The organism is Desulfovibrio sp. ZJ200 (assembly GCF_011039095.1).
In the GTDB taxonomy this organism is placed as follows: Bacteria; Desulfobacterota; Desulfovibrionia; order Desulfovibrionales; family Desulfovibrionaceae; genus Desulfovibrio.
Genome location: NZ_JAAKEH010000040.1, coordinates 1 through 14,650, shown reverse-complemented (window position 1 = coordinate 14,650; position 14,650 = coordinate 1). Strand labels below are relative to the sequence as shown.

18 protein-coding genes are annotated in these 14,650 nt (G+C 59.6%); 15 read left to right on the top strand and 3 right to left on the bottom strand.

The annotated features are described in order from the left end of the window. Window positions 1-9 precede the first annotated feature (9 nt). Window positions 10-1,263 (bottom strand): competence/damage-inducible protein A, encoded by a 1,254-nt coding sequence (locus G7Y52_RS11130; RefSeq protein ID WP_165071900.1) that lies wholly within the window; start codon window positions 1,261-1,263, stop codon window positions 10-12. Between the two features lie 365 nt (window positions 1,264-1,628). Here G7Y52_RS11130 and G7Y52_RS11125 point away from each other — a divergent pair, with 365 nt between their 5' ends. From G7Y52_RS11125 to G7Y52_RS11090, 8 genes are all read left to right on the top strand, one after another. Further along, window positions 1,629-2,915, top strand: coding sequence for an O-acetylhomoserine aminocarboxypropyltransferase/cysteine synthase family protein (locus tag G7Y52_RS11125; protein WP_165071898.1), 1,287 nt, complete (start codon window positions 1,629-1,631; stop codon window positions 2,913-2,915). A 214-nt stretch (window positions 2,916-3,129) separates the two neighbouring features. Continuing rightward, a complete protein-coding gene (locus tag G7Y52_RS11120) occupies window positions 3,130-3,585 on the top strand; it encodes a hypothetical protein (RefSeq protein ID WP_165071896.1) in 456 nt (151 codons plus the stop codon). A 390-nt stretch (window positions 3,586-3,975) separates the two neighbouring features. Beyond that, window positions 3,976-4,746 (top strand): DUF4198 domain-containing protein, encoded by a 771-nt coding sequence (locus G7Y52_RS11115; RefSeq protein ID WP_165071893.1) that lies wholly within the window; start codon window positions 3,976-3,978, stop codon window positions 4,744-4,746. 233 nt (window positions 4,747-4,979) lie between these two features. After that, the gene (gene cbiM / locus G7Y52_RS11110; RefSeq protein ID WP_165071890.1) at window positions 4,980-5,591 is read left to right on the top strand and encodes a cobalt transporter CbiM; all 612 of its coding nucleotides are present in this window, start codon (window positions 4,980-4,982) and stop codon (window positions 5,589-5,591) included. Window positions 5,592-5,792: 201 nt separating this feature from the next. After that, a complete protein-coding gene (locus G7Y52_RS11105) occupies window positions 5,793-5,987 on the top strand; it encodes a hypothetical protein (RefSeq protein WP_165071887.1) in 195 nt (64 codons plus the stop codon). A gap of 59 nt (window positions 5,988-6,046) precedes the next feature. Then, window positions 6,047-6,730 carry a cobalamin biosynthesis protein CbiL gene (locus tag G7Y52_RS11100; RefSeq protein WP_241159716.1) on the top strand — a complete coding sequence of 228 codons (684 nt, stop codon included), beginning with the start codon at window positions 6,047-6,049 and terminating at the stop codon, window positions 6,728-6,730. Window positions 6,731-6,739: 9 nt separating this feature from the next. Then, window positions 6,740-7,504 carry a cobalt ECF transporter T component CbiQ gene (gene cbiQ / locus G7Y52_RS11095; RefSeq protein WP_165071884.1) on the top strand — a complete coding sequence of 255 codons (765 nt, stop codon included), beginning with the start codon at window positions 6,740-6,742 and terminating at the stop codon, window positions 7,502-7,504. Then, window positions 7,497-8,228: an ABC transporter ATP-binding protein gene (locus G7Y52_RS11090; protein WP_165071881.1), complete on the top strand. Its 732-nt coding sequence runs from the start codon at window positions 7,497-7,499 to the stop codon at window positions 8,226-8,228. The genes cbiQ and G7Y52_RS11090 overlap by 8 nt, the downstream gene beginning before the upstream one ends. A gap of 102 nt (window positions 8,229-8,330) precedes the next feature. Here the strand turns inward: G7Y52_RS11090 and G7Y52_RS15020 are convergent, their stop codons facing one another. After that, on the bottom strand, window positions 8,331-8,492 hold the full coding sequence (locus G7Y52_RS15020; RefSeq protein ID WP_206215275.1) for a hypothetical protein: 162 nt from the start codon (window positions 8,490-8,492) through the stop codon (window positions 8,331-8,333). Window positions 8,493-8,725: 233 nt separating this feature from the next. Continuing rightward, window positions 8,726-8,905, bottom strand: a complete 180-nt coding sequence (locus tag G7Y52_RS15015; RefSeq protein ID WP_206215274.1) for a hypothetical protein — start codon at window positions 8,903-8,905, stop codon at window positions 8,726-8,728. Between the two features lie 213 nt (window positions 8,906-9,118). Here G7Y52_RS15015 and G7Y52_RS11085 point away from each other — a divergent pair, with 213 nt between their 5' ends. Genes G7Y52_RS11085 through G7Y52_RS11055 form a run of 7 tightly spaced genes read left to right on the top strand, consistent with a single transcriptional unit; the run spans window position 9,119 to window position 14,565 of the window. Then, window positions 9,119-10,369, top strand: coding sequence for a helix-turn-helix domain-containing protein (locus G7Y52_RS11085; protein ID WP_165071878.1), 1,251 nt, complete (start codon window positions 9,119-9,121; stop codon window positions 10,367-10,369). Between the two features lie 10 nt (window positions 10,370-10,379). Beyond that, window positions 10,380-11,321: a DotH/IcmK family type IV secretion protein gene (locus G7Y52_RS11080; protein WP_165071875.1), complete on the top strand. Its 942-nt coding sequence runs from the start codon at window positions 10,380-10,382 to the stop codon at window positions 11,319-11,321. A 9-nt stretch (window positions 11,322-11,330) separates the two neighbouring features. Beyond that, window positions 11,331-12,440, top strand: a complete 1,110-nt coding sequence (locus tag G7Y52_RS11075) for a DotG/IcmE/VirB10 family protein (RefSeq protein ID WP_165071871.1) — start codon at window positions 11,331-11,333, stop codon at window positions 12,438-12,440. Between the two features lie 6 nt (window positions 12,441-12,446). Then, on the top strand, window positions 12,447-12,929 hold the full coding sequence (locus G7Y52_RS11070) for a helix-turn-helix domain-containing protein (protein ID WP_165071868.1): 483 nt from the start codon (window positions 12,447-12,449) through the stop codon (window positions 12,927-12,929). A 4-nt stretch (window positions 12,930-12,933) separates the two neighbouring features. Next, window positions 12,934-13,440, top strand: a complete 507-nt coding sequence (locus G7Y52_RS11065; protein WP_165071863.1) for a hypothetical protein — start codon at window positions 12,934-12,936, stop codon at window positions 13,438-13,440. Window positions 13,441-13,452: 12 nt separating this feature from the next. Then, complete coding sequence (locus G7Y52_RS11060; protein ID WP_165071861.1) at window positions 13,453-13,842, top strand: hypothetical protein; 390 nt, start codon at window positions 13,453-13,455, stop codon at window positions 13,840-13,842. Between the two features lie 15 nt (window positions 13,843-13,857). Then, the gene (locus G7Y52_RS11055; protein WP_165071859.1) at window positions 13,858-14,565 is read left to right on the top strand and encodes a DotI/IcmL/TraM family protein; all 708 of its coding nucleotides are present in this window, start codon (window positions 13,858-13,860) and stop codon (window positions 14,563-14,565) included. Window positions 14,566-14,650 lie beyond the last annotated feature (85 nt).

Below are 14,650 nucleotides of genomic sequence, written 5' to 3'. Positions count from 1 at the left end.
GAAAATGCTCTAGTCCGGCTCCGAAGGCAGACCGAAAAGCCGCCGCCGCAACAAGTCCAGGGCATGACTTGCCGCTCTGCTGCGCGTCCATTCCCGCCCCAGGTAGCGGCCCTGGGGACGCATGACGCGCAGCCGGGTTTCCTTTTCGTCACTGAGCGCAATGTACACCAGGCCCACGGGCTTTTCGGGCGTGCCGCCGTCCGGTCCGGCCACGCCGGTAATGCCGATGCCAAAGGTGCTGTTATAGCGCGCACGCACATTGGCCGCCATGCTCCGCGCCACTTCCGGGCTCACGGCCCCCTGCGCGCGCAACAGATCCTCGGGCACGCCCAGAAGACGGGTTTTGGCCGCATTGGCGTAGGTCACCAGGCCCACGCCGAAAACTGCGGACGCGCCCGGCTGATCCGTGATCCGTTTGGCCAGCAGCCCGCCGGTACAGGATTCGGCTGTGGCCAGACTGAGGCCCCGGCGGATCAGCTCCGGCACCACCACGCTCTCCAGGCCGGTTACATTCACGCCGTACACCACATCCCCCAGGCGACGGCGCACGGCTTCCACCAGAGGCGCGGCCAAAGACGCTGCGGAGGCCGCGTCTTTGGCTTTGGCCGTAACCCGCACGAACATCTCGCCCCCGGTCGCATAGGTGGCGGCCGTGGGATTGGCCCCCCCGGTGAGATCGGCAATGCGCTCCGCGGCCGCGCCTTCGCCGATGCCAAAGGTGCGCACCATGAAAGAAGCTATGACTTCGTTGGTCCGTTGCTGCAAAAAAGGCACAACGCTGTCGCGCAACATGGGGAGCAGCTCCGAAGGCGGCCCGGGCAGCAGAATAACTGTTTTCCCCTTTGCAAGCGGCACGGCGCAGCCCGGCGCGGTGCCCACGGCATTGGGAAAGGCCACGCAGCCGCGCGGCAGAAAGGCCTGCTTGCGCTGGTTGGCGCTCATGGGCCGCGTGCCGAAATACTCTTTCAGGCGACGCAGGCTGTCCGCATGTTCCACAAGCGGGGCAGCGGCAACCCGGGCCACGGTTTCCTTGGTCAGATCATCGTCCGTGGGGCCCAGGCCGCCGGTGGTAATCACCAGATCGCTGCGCTCCAGGGCTTCGCGCAGAGCCGCTTCCAGCCGCCCGGCATTGTCCCCCACCGTATGGGCATGGAGCAGATCCACGCCCAGGGCGGAAAGCTCCCGCGCCACATGGGCCGCGTCGGTATTCACAGTGTGACCGAGCAAGAGCTCGGTGCCCACAGAAATGATTTCCGCTTTCATGATTGTGCCTCGCTTGCTGTGGCGGCCCGGCCTGCCGCCCGTGTTTCGGACGTCGCATGATACGTCGCACGCCGCGTGACCGCAACGCCGCGCATCCTGCGCCGCAGGGCAAGGGGCTTCAACGCCGGAACGGGTGAGTGCCGCGACATATCGCACGGCAGACAGTGCTGTTGCGGGGCAGACGGTTTTTGCCAGCACTGGCTCAGCCATGCAGTCTGCGATTCTTTTGGGGGCGGCCCGCGCGTTTGGCTTGACAAGGCCCGCGCACATAACGTACTCAATTCATACTTAATAACTATGAAAATTTTTCCAACCCTGCGGCCCGGTTGTACAGGCCGCTCCCCGCATCCACAAGAGAGCACCCGATGACCGCAACCTCTTCCCTGCGCTTTGAAACGCTTCAGGTCCACGCCGGTCAGGAACAACCCGACCCGGCCACCGGAGCCAGGGCCGTGCCTGTCTATCAGACTGCCTCCTTCGTCTTTCGGGACTGCGAACACGCCCAGGCCCGCTTCAGCCTGGAGGATGCCGGCAATATTTACGGCCGGCTGACCAATCCCACCCAGGAGGCCTTCGAGCGGCGCATGGCGGCCCTGGAAGGCGGCGCGGCGGCCCTGGCCGTGGCCAGCGGCGCGGCCGCGGTGAGCTGCGCGCTGCAGAATCTGGCAGGCGCGGGGCAACATATTGTGGCGGAAAAGACGCTCTACGGCGGCACATATAACCTGCTTGCGCATACGCTCAAGTCCTGGGGCATCAGCACCAGTTTTGTCGATCCGCACCAGCCCGGCGCTTTTGAAAAAGCCATCCGCCCGGAAACCCGCGCCGTTTTTATTGAAAGCCTGGGCAATCCCCACAGCAATATCATGGACATTGAAGCCCTGGCCCGGCTGGCCCACAGCCGGGGGATTCCGCTGGTCATCGACAATACCTTCGCCACGCCGTATCTGCTGCGCCCCCTGGAGCACGGCGCGGATATCGTGGTCCATTCGGCCACCAAGTTCATCGGCGGCCACGGCGCGGCTCTGGGCGGCGTTATTGTGGACGGCGGCCGCTTTGACTGGGCGGCTTCGGGAAAATTTCCGCAATTCAGCGAACCGGATCAGAGTTACCACGGGCTGAGTTTTGTGCAGGCCGGGGGCCCGGCCGCGTTCGCGCTCAGAGCGCGGGCCGTGCTGCTGCGCGACCTGGGAGCGACGCTCGCGCCTCTGCACGCCTTTCTTTTCCTCCAGGGTCTGGAAACCCTTTCCCTGCGCGTGGAGCGCCATGTGCGCAATGCCTTGCGCGTGGTGGAATTTCTGCACAGGCACCCGCGCGTGGAAAAGGTCAATCATCCCAGCCTGCCGCAGAGCCCGAGCCATGATTTGTATAAAAAGTATTTCCCGCGGGGCGGCGGCTCGATCTTCACCGTGGAGATCAAAGGCGGGGCGCAGGAGGCACGCGCCTTCATCGACCGGCTGCGGATTTTTTCCCTGCTGGCCAATGTGGCGGACGCCAAATCACTGGTCATCCATCCCGCCTCCACCACGCACGGCCAGCTCAACGCGGCGGAACTGGCCGAAGCCGGCATCCGCCCCAATACCGTACGCCTTTCCATAGGCATTGAGCACATTGACGACATTCTGGAGGATCTGGCGCAGGCGCTCGCGGTCTGAGGCGTTTTCACCGGGCAGGGGCCGGGCCGGTTTTGCCCGCAGGCGAAAATCCGCGGGCACGCCCGGCGAAAGCAGCCTTGTGTTTTTATACCGTATCCGATAGGAGAAAACAGGCCCGGCGTCCGGGGCCCTGGCACGGAGCAAAGCGGTTCCCGCAGCCGCGCAGCCCTGACTGCCAGACTTTACCGACGCGTCCTATCAGGAGATGTTTATAATGATGAAAAAATTTATGGCCGTAGTGTTCATGATGCTTTTGGCCGTGCCCGCTCTGGCTGAAGAGGTTACGACCCAGTATTTTACCGTCAATGTGCCTGACGATTGGAAAGCCGTGCCCCCCTCGGAAAACCAGGGCGTGAGCACCGCGATATTCGCCAAGGCCTCGGGCGCGCTTTCCGTGACCCTGGTCGCCGGTCCCAACGGCGGCGTTGACGCCAAAAGCATTGCAGGCATGTTTGCTGAGCAGTTCAAGTCCGAAAAGCCGCCGGTGGAAAAAAACGGCCAGTATACCTTCACCTTCATGCAACAGAACATTTCGGCCCGGGTTTGGGTTGCCACCGAGGGCGACGCCTTTTTGGTGACCAGCATAGCCGGCTCACCCCGCAAGGAAGGCCTGGAATTCGTGAAAAAGAACGTCAAAAGCGCCAGTTACGCGGGTATGCTGCCCAAGTAGGCAGCGCAAATCCGAAAAAAAACTCTGCTGCGCAACACTTCTTCAGAAAGCTCGCAAATCCCGCAGAACGGGGTTTGCGAGCTTTCAACCTCCAGCCGGCAATCAGGCACGCTGTCGCCTTTTTCAAGGCCTGGAAGCTGCCTGCCGCCGTCTTGATTTTCTGTACGCAGCCGTCTTTTTTTCGGCCCGGCGCAATTTCCCTCTTGCTACTTTTTTAAATTTTGTGTTACCAAGTAAAGGCCGTCGCGGCGCGCCGCCTGGTTTGAAATCCTTGAAAACCGCGGGCAGATGCGCATCGGTGCGGGCAGCCGTTGGCGCTGTGCAGACCGGGCGGCAGGCGCGCCTCTTTCAGCGCAGCCACAACATTAACTGCCATAAGGAAACGCTACCATGTGGAAAATCTGCTGCGCGAGCCTGGCTCTTGTACTCTGTTTTGTCGCCCGGGCCGAGGCCCATTTCGGCATGCTCATTCCCTCCGCCTCCACAGTGACGGAAAAAAAAGACGCGGATCTGAAACTCGCCATCTCTTTTTCGCATCCCATGGAAATGCAGGGCATGGAAATGGCCGAGCCCAAGGCTTTCACCGTGAGCATGGGCGGCAGGACGGAAGATCTGAAGGCAAGCCTCAAGCCTGCCTCCATCATGGGCCATAAGGCCTGGCAGGCCGCGTACAAGGTGAAAAGACCGGGCGTCTACCAATTCGCCGTGGAGCCCGCGCCGTATTACGAACCCGCAGAGAACTGCTATATCATCCATTACGCCAAGACCGTGGTGGCGGCTTTCGGCAACGAGGAAGGCTGGGATGAGCCTTTGGGCCTGAAGACCGAAATTGTTCCGCTGACCCGGCCTTTCGCCAATTACGCGGGCAACGTCTTTCAGGGCCGGGTGCTTCTGGACGGCAAGCCCGTGCCCGGCGCGGAAGTGGAAGTGGAATGCTACAACAAGAAGAAAAGTCATCAGGCGCCCAATGAATACTTCGTCACTCAGGTGGTCAAGGCCGATGAAAACGGCGTGTTTTCCTATGGCGTGCCCTGGGCCGGCTGGTGGGGTTTCTCGGCGCTGAACACGGCCAGGGAAAAAATAGACTACAAGGGTGAACCCAGGGACGTTGAGCTGGGCGCTGTGCTCTGGCTGGAGTTTACGGCCCCTAAAACCAACTAGAGCGGTTTGCTGAACCGGCTCCGCGCGGCTGCGAGGTCTGCGCGGAGCGGAGAGCGCAAGCGCGGAGCTTCGGAGCAGAAGGCGGTCGCAGGCTGAGCGGCTGCGTCCGGACATGCGAAAGACGCGCGGGCGAGCTCGGGCCGGGCAGCCTGGCTTTCACCTTCATTTGGCAGGCGCGCGCCCTGGCTGGCTGTGGCAACACAGCCCGCAAGGCCTGCGCGCAAGGAACAGACATGCATATTGCAGAAGGCGTTCTTTCCCCGGCCGTACTCGGCGCAGGCGCGGTTCTGACCGTGATCGGCACGGCCGTGGGGCTGCGCGGGCTGGAGTACGACCGCTTGATGACCGTGGCCATTCTTGCCGCCGCCTTTTTTGTGGCTTCCTTGATCCATGTGCCCGTGGGCCCGGCCAGCGCGCATCTGATTCTCAACGGGCTGCTGGGCGTTTTGCTCGGCTGGGCCGCCTTTCCGGCCATTCTCGCGGCCCTGGCCCTGCAAGCCCTGCTTTTTCAGTACGGCGGGCTCACGGTCCTGGGCGTGAACGCCTTTACCATGAGCTTTGCCGGGGTGCTCGCCTGGTATTGCTATCGCGCCATTGCGCGCGCCTGGCCCGGCCGGAACGGCCTGCGCGTTGCCGCTTTCTGCGGCGGCGCGCTGGGCGTGGCCGGAGCCGGCATTTTTACGGCCCTTGCCCTGGCTTTCACCAACGAAGGCTTTCTGGCCGCGGCGCAACTGCTCCTGCTGGCTCATCTGCCCGTGATGCTGGTTGAAGGCCTGATCACCATGTTTACGGTTTCCTTCATCGCCCGCGTGCGCCCGGAACTGCTGCGCGCATCCGGGGTATGAACATGTTTGCCGTTATTAGAGCGGTTTGCTGTTGAAAACGGCAACCGCTCTGGCGGCCGCGGGAGCGGACGCCCGCGCCGGCGGTAGCCGTTAGCAAGCTTTGCTTGCTTACGGATAGCGACAGCGGTTGCGTTGGCTGGCTGTCGCAGTAACCAGTTGCTGTCTTCATCCGTAGCTTCCTTCGTCGCAACGGCTGAAGCAATGAGCCTGAAAATCACGCTTTTCAGGCGCTTGTCCCGCTTGCGGGGAAATGATGGCGGCGAAGTGATTGAAAATGAATATTTTCAATCAAAAAATGCTCTAGAGCATTTTCTCTTTGAAAATGCTCTGCTGACGCGAAAGCGGCAGCCGCCGCAACGCGGCGTACATTCAGGCGAAAACCGCGTTTTCGCCTGAATGCCACCTTTGACTTTCATAAAAAGTCAAAGGTAATCTGCTCTAGGGAGGAACATGCCATGCCTGCCGCACGTTTTTTTGTGTTTTCCCGGCTGCTGAAAACAATTCCGCCGCTGCTGGCCCTGACGCTGGCTTTGCTGCCCGCCCTGGCCCTGGCCCACCGGGTCAATATTTTCGCCTGGACCGAAGGAGATCAGATCGTGGTGGAATGCGCCTTTAACGGCAGCTCCAAAGTCAATGGCGGCCGCATTGCCGTCTACGACGCAATGGACGGAAAGGAATTGCTGCAAGGCATCACCGACGCCCAGGGCCAATTCCGCTTTGCCGTGCCCGAGGCGGCCCGCGCGGCCGGGCATGACCTGCGCATCCAGATCAATGCCGGAGAGGGCCACCAGAATCAATGGATCGTGGAAGCCTCGGAATTCAACGCCGCACCCACGGCCGCTGAGGCGGCGGCTCCTGCCACAGCCGCCGCCTCGCTTTCTCCCGCGCCGGGCAGCGCGGATGTTGCCGTTGCTCCCTCTTCCGCCCAGGGCGCGGGCGCTTTGCCCGGCTCCTGCGCCACGCCCGCCGACGTGCAGCGCATCGTCAACGCCGCCCTGGACGCCAAGCTCGCGCCCCTCAAACGCGACCTGGCCGCGCAGCGCAGCGCCGGGCCGGGCCTGACGGAAATCATCGGCGGCCTGGGCTGGCTGCTGGGACTGGCGGGCCTGGGCCTTTACTTCAGGGGACGGCGGGGATAAGGGCAGACAGTGTTCGATCAACCCTTTGTCCGCGCTTCCCCCATTCAGCGGATTGATCCGCGTGTGCGCCTGGCCCTGGCAGCAGCCACCGCCGTATGCCTGGCCCTGCTGCACAGCGTAACGGCCGCCTTGCTGGGGCTGCTGCTCGGCGCGCTTTTGCTGGCGGCCGCCCGGCCGCCCCTGCTGCCGCTGGCGCGGCGCGTGGCGGCAGTGAATCTCTTTGTGCTTTTTCTCTGGTGCGTGACGCCCCTGACCATGCCCGGCGAAAGCCTGGCGCGTTGGGGCATGTTCTCGATCAGCGCCGAGGGCGTGCGCCTCTCCCTGCTGGTCAGCATCAAATCCAACGCCATCCTCTGCGTTTTTCTGGCCCTTGTGGCCAGCATGGATTCGCCCACCGCGGGATACGCCCTGGAGCGCCTGCGCTGCCCGCCCAAACTGGTCTTTCTTTTTCTGTTCACGGGCCGTTATGTGCATGTGATCGCCCATGAATGGCAGACGCTCAGCGTGGCTGCCCGGCTGCGGGGTTTCAGGCCGCGCAGCAATCTGCATACCTACCGCACGCTGGCCTCGCTTCTGGGCCTGTTGCTGGTGCGCAGTTACGAACGTTCCCTGCGCGTGCGCGAAGCAATGCTGTTGCGCGGTTTTCAGGGCCGCTTCCGCTCCGTGACCGAGTTTCATGCGCGGCCTGTGGACGCGCTTTTCGTGGCCTGCCTGGCGCTTTGCCTCTGCGGCATCGTCTGGGCGGAGCTTTCAGCCGGGGGCCCGCATGTCTGAAACGGATATTTTCAGCGTGGAGCATGTTCACTTCAGCTATGTCCAGGACGAGGAAAAGCGGGACGTGCTGCGCGACGTAAGCTTTGCGCTTGCTGCGGGCCAAAAGGTTGGCCTCTATGGCCCCAACGGCAGCGGCAAGACCACCTTTTTCCGCTGCATTACCGGCCTGGCGCGGCCGCAACAGGGTCGGATACGCTTTCATGGAAAGGTCTTGCACGGCGAAAAGGACTTCTACGAGCTGCGCTGCAAAGTGGGTTTTGTGCTCCAGCATGCGGAGGATCAGCTCTTTTTTCCCACAGTGCTTGAAGACGTGGCTTTCGGCCCGCTGAACCTGGGGCTTGCGCCGCAGGCAGCCCGGCAACGGGCCCTGGAAACCCTGGAATACCTCGGGCTCCGGGGTTTTGAGCAGCGCCTGACCCATCGCCTTTCCGGCGGGGAAAAAAAGCTGATCTCCCTGGCCACGGTACTGGCCATGCACCCTGAAGCGCTTTTGCTGGATGAGCCCACCAACGGCCTGGATACTGACGCGCGCCAGCGGCTCATCGACATTTTGCGCGCTCTTCCCACGGCCCGGATCATTATTTCGCACGATTGGGAATTTCTGGCCCAGACTTCCACTGAGTATCTGACCATTGTCAATGGTCGGCTGAGCGGCTGTGCGCCCTCCCTTGCCCACGCTCACATGCATGTGCATCCTCTGGGCAACGAGCCCCATGCCCATTGATCCGGCCTGAGCCTTGGACGTCTTCCGCCCTGCGCGATCGCTCGCCCTCGCGTGCCGGAAAATCTGTCGATAACGTCCAGAGTTTTTCGCACAATTTGTAGCTCAATCGGTCAGAATTTTTCCTTTAGAGCGTTTTATTAGAGCATTTTCTCTTTGAAAATGCTCTGCTGACGCGAAAGCGGCAGCCGCCGCAACGCGGCGTACATTCAGGCGAAAACCGCGTTTTTCGCCTGAATGCCACCTTTGACTTTCATAAAAAGTCAAAGGTAATCTGCTCTGGAGCAATTTGACTTTTATTCATGGAAATATGTGAGGGACTTTCAGCGTCACTCATATATAAATCCCTAGAGTGCCCTCACGATACATTTTCTTTAATTTCATATAGATATAGGAAAATCCCGGAGCCTGCCATTGGCGTTTCATTCCCTGGTGATCCCCCGGTTGATTATCCATTTTCTTATCCATTTTTTTGCCTTCTTCTTCATTTTCACCATAAGTTACTGATAGTTATTGAAATCAGAAAAAAATCCAAAAAAAATACCATTTTTTTGGATTTGAGCGCGTTTTTTATCCGCAATGAACTCCTCCCGGCCATGTGTCCCGCGGCATGGTCGGGCGGAGTTTTTTTCATATACGGCATACCTCTCCGTCCTCCTTCCTTTCAGAAACTCCCACATAGCCGGTCTCCTCCGCTCAAGCTCCGCTGTCTTGGGACGGCGTGCCTTCCAGGTGCCCGCCTGCGGTGATCGTGATGCCCACGTTCAGGCCATCATCGTCAACTCTCCCCATGATCCTCTCTGGGGAAAAGGCCGTCCAGAGAAAGCCAAAAAAAGCCGCTGAGCGGCAACTCAACGGCTTCATTGCAGAACTGATGTTCTTACGCATGTAACGTGAGAACAACGATAGCCGGAAGGTTCCTCGTTGTCAACAACGAATCTGCTGTTTTTGTCTTTTTCCTGGGCAAAGAGAAAAAAATGAAAACTTTTTCGCCAAAAGGAAAGATTCACGGCCCGATTCTACCTTTGTTTGTCTTGCAAAAACCGATCACGTTTGGAGCAAAGACCATGTACACGATCTTATGCGATTATGCCGCCGAAAAAGACCATTGCTGGCCGTCTCAGGCTACACTTGCCAAACGCCTGTCATGCAGCATCAGCAGCATCAAAAATTACCTTGGCGAACTTGTCAGAGAAAAGCTCATTTCCATCAGGCGTGAGCAATATCGTTCTTCCGTTTATTATCTCTTGCGGCCTGAGGAACTTGTCGCAAAACAAGAGACAAAACTTGCCCACAAGCAGTCAGAAGCTGGCTGTCATGAGGCAAAATCTGGCTACTTAACCAATCTTAACAAACAACGAAAAGAAAGAAAATCCCCCCCTTCCCCCCATGCGCGGGGAGAAATGGCGGCAAGTCCTGTCCGCCGCACGCCCGGAGCGCCTGCGGCGGGGGGCGTGTCTTCTCCCTTGCGTGATTTTGAAAATACCTGGGCCTTGTACCCCAAAAAGGAGGCCAAGGGCTTCGCCCGAATGGCCTGGCTTAAACTTCTGCGAAGCGGCCAGCTTCCGGCGCTCCCGGAACTTCATGCCGCGATACGGCGATTCGCGGACTCAAAAAGCTGGCAGCGCGAGCAGGGCCGCTTTGTGCCACAAATGGGCAACTGGCTGCGCGGACAACGCTGGCTTGATCCATTTCCTCCTGCGGAACTGGCCGAGGCGGCACAAGATCAGTCTACACTTCAAGCTCTTCGTGCCCTCGAAGAACGGGAACAGCGCCTGAAGGAACAGCAGAAAGCAAAAAGAGCGCGACTGCGGCCCTTGTTCGATGCCTTTGCGGCGGAGTTCCCGCCCATAGCCAATGATGCCATGCCTTTCGGCATCTGGCAGTACTTGCATTCCCAGAATCGTGCGCCCTCGGCAGCCGATGTTCCACCAGACAATCCCCTCGGCATTGTCGAGTTTCTGAACGAGTTCAAACGCCGCCGTCAGACGACGGATTTACTCACGAAACATCAGCCGCTGAACGCCCGGCGCGAAGCCGGAACTCCCCGCCGTTCGGTGGGAGACATTTTGAGGAACCTGTCTGTCCCGCGCTTTTTCCCCGGAGGGGAACAACCCGAGTGCGCCGCAATCGCTCACGCATAAAGGATTTGTCGTGAAAAAAACAGTGTGTCTTCTGGTGCTGGCGGCACTCTCCGGGCAACCCGCCCTGGCCAGTGAGCCTACGCCGCCCGCAACGAATCAGCAAACCGTTGTTCTCGGACAGCCGGAACTCGGAGCGCCAAACTCCGCACCTGGGGAAAAGAAAGAGGACGCGCAAGCCCTGTTCGAGGAAAGCCTGCGGCAGATGATGCCGCTGGATCAGGGGCAGATTCAGGAATATCGCGAGCGGTCGGATCTGCGTGAACGCGCTCTCCTGCCGGTGTCCCCTGATCTGAACACGCGCACGGTAAGCGTATCTCTGGAGCCGGGTCATTCGCCTGTACCGATATTCACCACGGCCAATATTGCCACTTCGCTGGTGTTCCATGATTCCACGGGGCAACCCTGGCCCATTACATCCGTAACCAACGGTGGGCCTTCCTCCTTTCAGGTGCTGCGTCCCAACTTGCCTGATGGGAATTTGCTCAATGTCATGCCCACACAGGGCTACGCCACGTCCACTATTGTGGTGACGCTGGAAGGCCGGGACATGCCGCTGGTCGTCCGGCTGGAGTCGGATTCCGTGCGCTCGCCGGAGCGCAAGGCGGACGCGCTTGTCCTGTTCCGGCTTGCCCATCACGGTCCGAAGGCCAGTGTTCCCGTCCTCAAGGACATCAGGGAAACGACGGATTCCTCCATGCTGGCCTTTCTTGACCGGGTTCCGCCGGAGGGAGCTATGCGGATTCGCATGGAACCGCGATCTGAAAAAGTCGGCATCTGGAAATACAACGGCAAGCACTACATCAGGACAAGCAACTCCCTGATGTGGCCAGCCTGGAGCGCGGTAGTCAGCGGCGCGGGCAATACCCGCTGCTACGAGACGCCTGCCACAACGCGCATCATGCTCTCCGTCAACGGTCAGATTCAGACTTTTGTCCTGAGCAGCGGTCAGTAAGGGGTAAGCATGAACCTCACCAGCACTGAAAACAAACGTCGCGTTATCATGCTCGGCCTGTTGGGGACGGCGCTTGCGGTTGTGGTTGTTTTTGCCGCCTTTGTGGTTTTCACGCCGGAAAAGCCCTCTTCCAGCGCCAGGCTGGTTTCAGCGCGATCCGAATCCATTACGGGACGGGCGGGCGGCGAAGGCTCTGATGAATACAACGACAAGCTCAAAAAGCATGATGCCCGGCAAGCCGATGCCGCGCTTCAGAAAGGCGAAAGTTTTGTGCCCACGCCTGTGGGACAGCGGAGGCCCGTGGTCGTGAAGAAGGAAGACACGCGCCCGGCCCCGCCGCCTGTCGTGCCGGTGCATACTACTCCTGTCCGTACTCAGGCAACGGACAACGCCATGCTCAAGCGAATGATGGAGGATTTGGACGCCCTGGACACCAAACTGTCCGCCGTTGCCGTGGGCGAAGGCAAGATTGTCTATCTGCGCGAGTTCTCCGAAGAAGCTCCGGCGGCCACGCCTGTTGCGGCAATACAGGAAACAGCACCGCCCGCGAACACGCCAGAATTCGTAACGCTCAAGCCGGGCGATCTGCTCTATGCCATCATGGATGTGGGCGTGAACTCGGATGTGCCGTCCGCCGTGCTGGCCACAGTCACCTCCGGCGCATACCGCAACGCGCGGCTGATGGGCGGCTTCCAGCGGCATGACGAACGCCTTGTCCTGGCCTTCAATCGCGCGGTTCTGCCCTCCGGCGAAACCGTCCAGCTTGAAGCCTACGCCGTTGACCCGTCCACTTCGGAAGCCTCGGTCGCCAGTTCCGTGAATACCCATTTCTTCAGCCGCTGGGGTGGCCTTATCGCGTCCGCCTTTCTTGAGGGACTGGGCAGCGCCAAGCGGTACAGCGGCGCGCAAAGCACCATCTACGGCTACGGCAATGACGCCACGGATCAAATGGTCTGGAACGAATATAGTCTCAGCGATCAGGCATGGATAGCCGCCGGAAAGGTGGGCGAAAAGGCCGGGAAAATCTTTGAAAAGGGCTTTGACCGTCCGCCGACCGTCCGGCTGGCAAGCGGAACGCCCGTAGGCGTCCTCGTCGTCAACGTCAAAAAGGAAAAGTGAATCGTCATGCCAGCGGACTGCTACTTCATTATTACCGACCAGAACATGTTTCCCATTTTATTTGGAATTGCAGGCGTATTTATCCTTTTGTCGTTTTTCGCAACGCAAAGCGACAAATGGAAGCGTATGTATACAGAGCTTCAATTCATAACATCTGATGAAATCATGGAGATGAAAAAGGTCAATGCAAGGCAGGCTGCTGAACTTCTGTATCTTCAGAAAGAAAATAGTGAAATGCTTGAATACAAAATGAAATACAAAAATTCCGAATATGATCTGAAACATATTGAAAAACTGAAATTTGCGGCATCAGCGGGCAATGTCGCCATATTGGCCGCACAAGGCATGACTCAGGCGCAAATAGCATCGCTCCTTGGCCTGTCACACACTCAGGTTCATACGCGATGCAAGAAATTCCGGATCAAAACCTGTGGCATCCTCAAGAGAGAACAACGAAAGAATGCCGCAGAAAACGAACGCAGCAGGTAACGACATGGACAATTACGTCGCCAATGTCATCCCGCATGTGCAGCAATGGTGGCCGGTGCTTGTCCGGCTGGCCTATCTGGCAGGGCTTGTCTTTGCCGTGGTTTCACTGGGGCAGGCCATCAGTCACAAACACCGCTTCAACCGCTCCACAGCGGTCTGGACGTTCGTCTGCGCCGTGCTGCTCCTGAACCTGCCCGCGCTCATGGATTCCCTCTCCATGACGGTTTTCAATCAAAGTTCCGAGCAGTCATTGAGCTACAGCCCGCCGTCTTCGCCCGGCTCCGTTTACATCCAGTTTGCGGTGTACGCCATTGCCACAGTCGGGTTGATCGGCATTGCGCGGGGGCTGTGTCTCATGCGCGACACGCCCAATCAACCCGCGAACCTCAGTCGGGGTATCGTCCATCTTTTCGGCGGAATACTCGCCGTCAATCTCGTCGCCTTCCTGCGCGGCATCGGAGCCACCATAGGAGGCGACGTGCAAACATATATAGCCAGGCTCCTTGGCTAATGGAGAAAAACCATGACCATCGACAAGAATACCTTTTCCATATCTCCCGTTCGCCTCACCGCCGCTTTCATGGGCATGGCCTCCGTCTGGCTGTTTGCGCCCGAAATCGTGCAGGCCGCCGTCACCTTCGGGGAAATCGGCCAGAACATTGCCGACAACTCCAAGGGGGTCGCCAGGGGCATCACGATGGCGGGCTATACCGCCGGAGTGGGCATGGCCGCGTGGGGAACCGTGGACATGTATAAAGCTGTGAAAAATCAGGGGCAAAGCACCTATGCGGGCGGCCTGACCAAAGTGATCATCGGCGCTCTGGCGCTCGGTCTGGGAGAACTCCTCGGTTCCGGTTCCGCCACCCTTTTCGGCTCTGACCAGACCTCCGGCATGGATGAACTCGGCCTGTAGGCGTGAGGCGATGAAATGAGCATCTTCAAGAAACGAAAAGACGCCCCGAAGCCGCAGGAGCCGGAACAGGGCATGAACGCCATTCATGCGGAGCCGCCCGCCCCGGATGCCGCCGCCGTCATCGGCGGTCTGGACTGGTACAGGACGCAGTTTCGCCGTTCCATGAAGCTCTCGCTGTGTCTGGTCGCGGCGCTCTGCCTGAGCGTTTCCCTCTCGGCGCTGCTGCTCCTGAACCAGCCGAAGCCGCGCTACTTCGCGGCCACGCAGGACTTGCGGCTCGCGCCGATGGTTCCGCTGGATCAGCCGCTGCTGACGCAGGAGGGGCTGCTGACCTGGGTCTCAAGCGCCATTACCGGAGCCATGTCGCTCAACTTTCTGGAATGGCGGGAAAAGCTGGAAAGCATCAGACCGCACTTTGAGGACGAGGCGTTCAAATCCTTCCTCGCTTCCCTGCAAGGTTCCGGCATCCTGGACATGATCCGGGACAAACGGCTTTCCGCGTCCGCTGTCGCCACGCGCGCGCCGGTCATCATCGCTTCCGGTCTGGTGGACGGCAGGGCCACATGGAAAATCGAGTTTCCCCTGATTGTTTCCTACGAATCCAGCCAGGGAGTGGAAAGCACGCAAAAACTTCTTGCAACTGTCCTTGTCTGCCGCGCGTCCACGGCAAAGACGCCGCGCGGCGTGGTCATTCAACAAGTGGTGCTGAAAAGGGATTCCTGATGCTTGATATACTGGTCAACGGCGTGGATCGCGGCGTCCGTGCCCTGTCTGAAGCGTTTGCCGCGCCGGTTCACAGCTATTGCAG

What these genes read in the sequence shown, in the direction of transcription:
- G7Y52_RS11125 (WP_165071898.1), top strand. Translation starts at nt 1,629, where the DNA reads ATGACCGCAACCTCTTCCCTGCGCTTTGAAACGCTTCAGGTCCACGCC.
- G7Y52_RS11105 (WP_165071887.1), top strand. Translation starts at nt 5,793, where the DNA reads ATGAGCCTGAAAATCACGCTTTTCAGGCGCTTGTCCCGCTTGCGGGGA.
- G7Y52_RS11055 (WP_165071859.1), top strand. Translation starts at nt 13,858, where the DNA reads ATGAGCATCTTCAAGAAACGAAAAGACGCCCCGAAGCCGCAGGAGCCG.
- cbiM (WP_165071890.1), top strand. Translation starts at nt 4,980, where the DNA reads ATGCATATTGCAGAAGGCGTTCTTTCCCCGGCCGTACTCGGCGCAGGC.
- G7Y52_RS11115 (WP_165071893.1), top strand. Translation starts at nt 3,976, where the DNA reads ATGTGGAAAATCTGCTGCGCGAGCCTGGCTCTTGTACTCTGTTTTGTC.
- G7Y52_RS11065 (WP_165071863.1), top strand. Translation starts at nt 12,934, where the DNA reads ATGGACAATTACGTCGCCAATGTCATCCCGCATGTGCAGCAATGGTGG.
- G7Y52_RS11120 (WP_165071896.1), top strand. Translation starts at nt 3,130, where the DNA reads ATGATGAAAAAATTTATGGCCGTAGTGTTCATGATGCTTTTGGCCGTG.
- G7Y52_RS11130 (WP_165071900.1), bottom strand. Translation starts at nt 1,263, where the DNA reads ATGAAAGCGGAAATCATTTCTGTGGGCACCGAGCTCTTGCTCGGTCAC.
- G7Y52_RS11100 (WP_241159716.1), top strand. Translation starts at nt 6,047, where the DNA reads ATGCCTGCCGCACGTTTTTTTGTGTTTTCCCGGCTGCTGAAAACAATT.
- G7Y52_RS11070 (WP_165071868.1), top strand. Translation starts at nt 12,447, where the DNA reads ATGCCAGCGGACTGCTACTTCATTATTACCGACCAGAACATGTTTCCC.
- G7Y52_RS15015 (WP_206215274.1), bottom strand. Translation starts at nt 8,905, where the DNA reads ATGTGGGAGTTTCTGAAAGGAAGGAGGACGGAGAGGTATGCCGTATAT.
- G7Y52_RS11075 (WP_165071871.1), top strand. Translation starts at nt 11,331, where the DNA reads ATGAACCTCACCAGCACTGAAAACAAACGTCGCGTTATCATGCTCGGC.
- G7Y52_RS11090 (WP_165071881.1), top strand. Translation starts at nt 7,497, where the DNA reads ATGTCTGAAACGGATATTTTCAGCGTGGAGCATGTTCACTTCAGCTAT.
- G7Y52_RS11060 (WP_165071861.1), top strand. Translation starts at nt 13,453, where the DNA reads ATGACCATCGACAAGAATACCTTTTCCATATCTCCCGTTCGCCTCACC.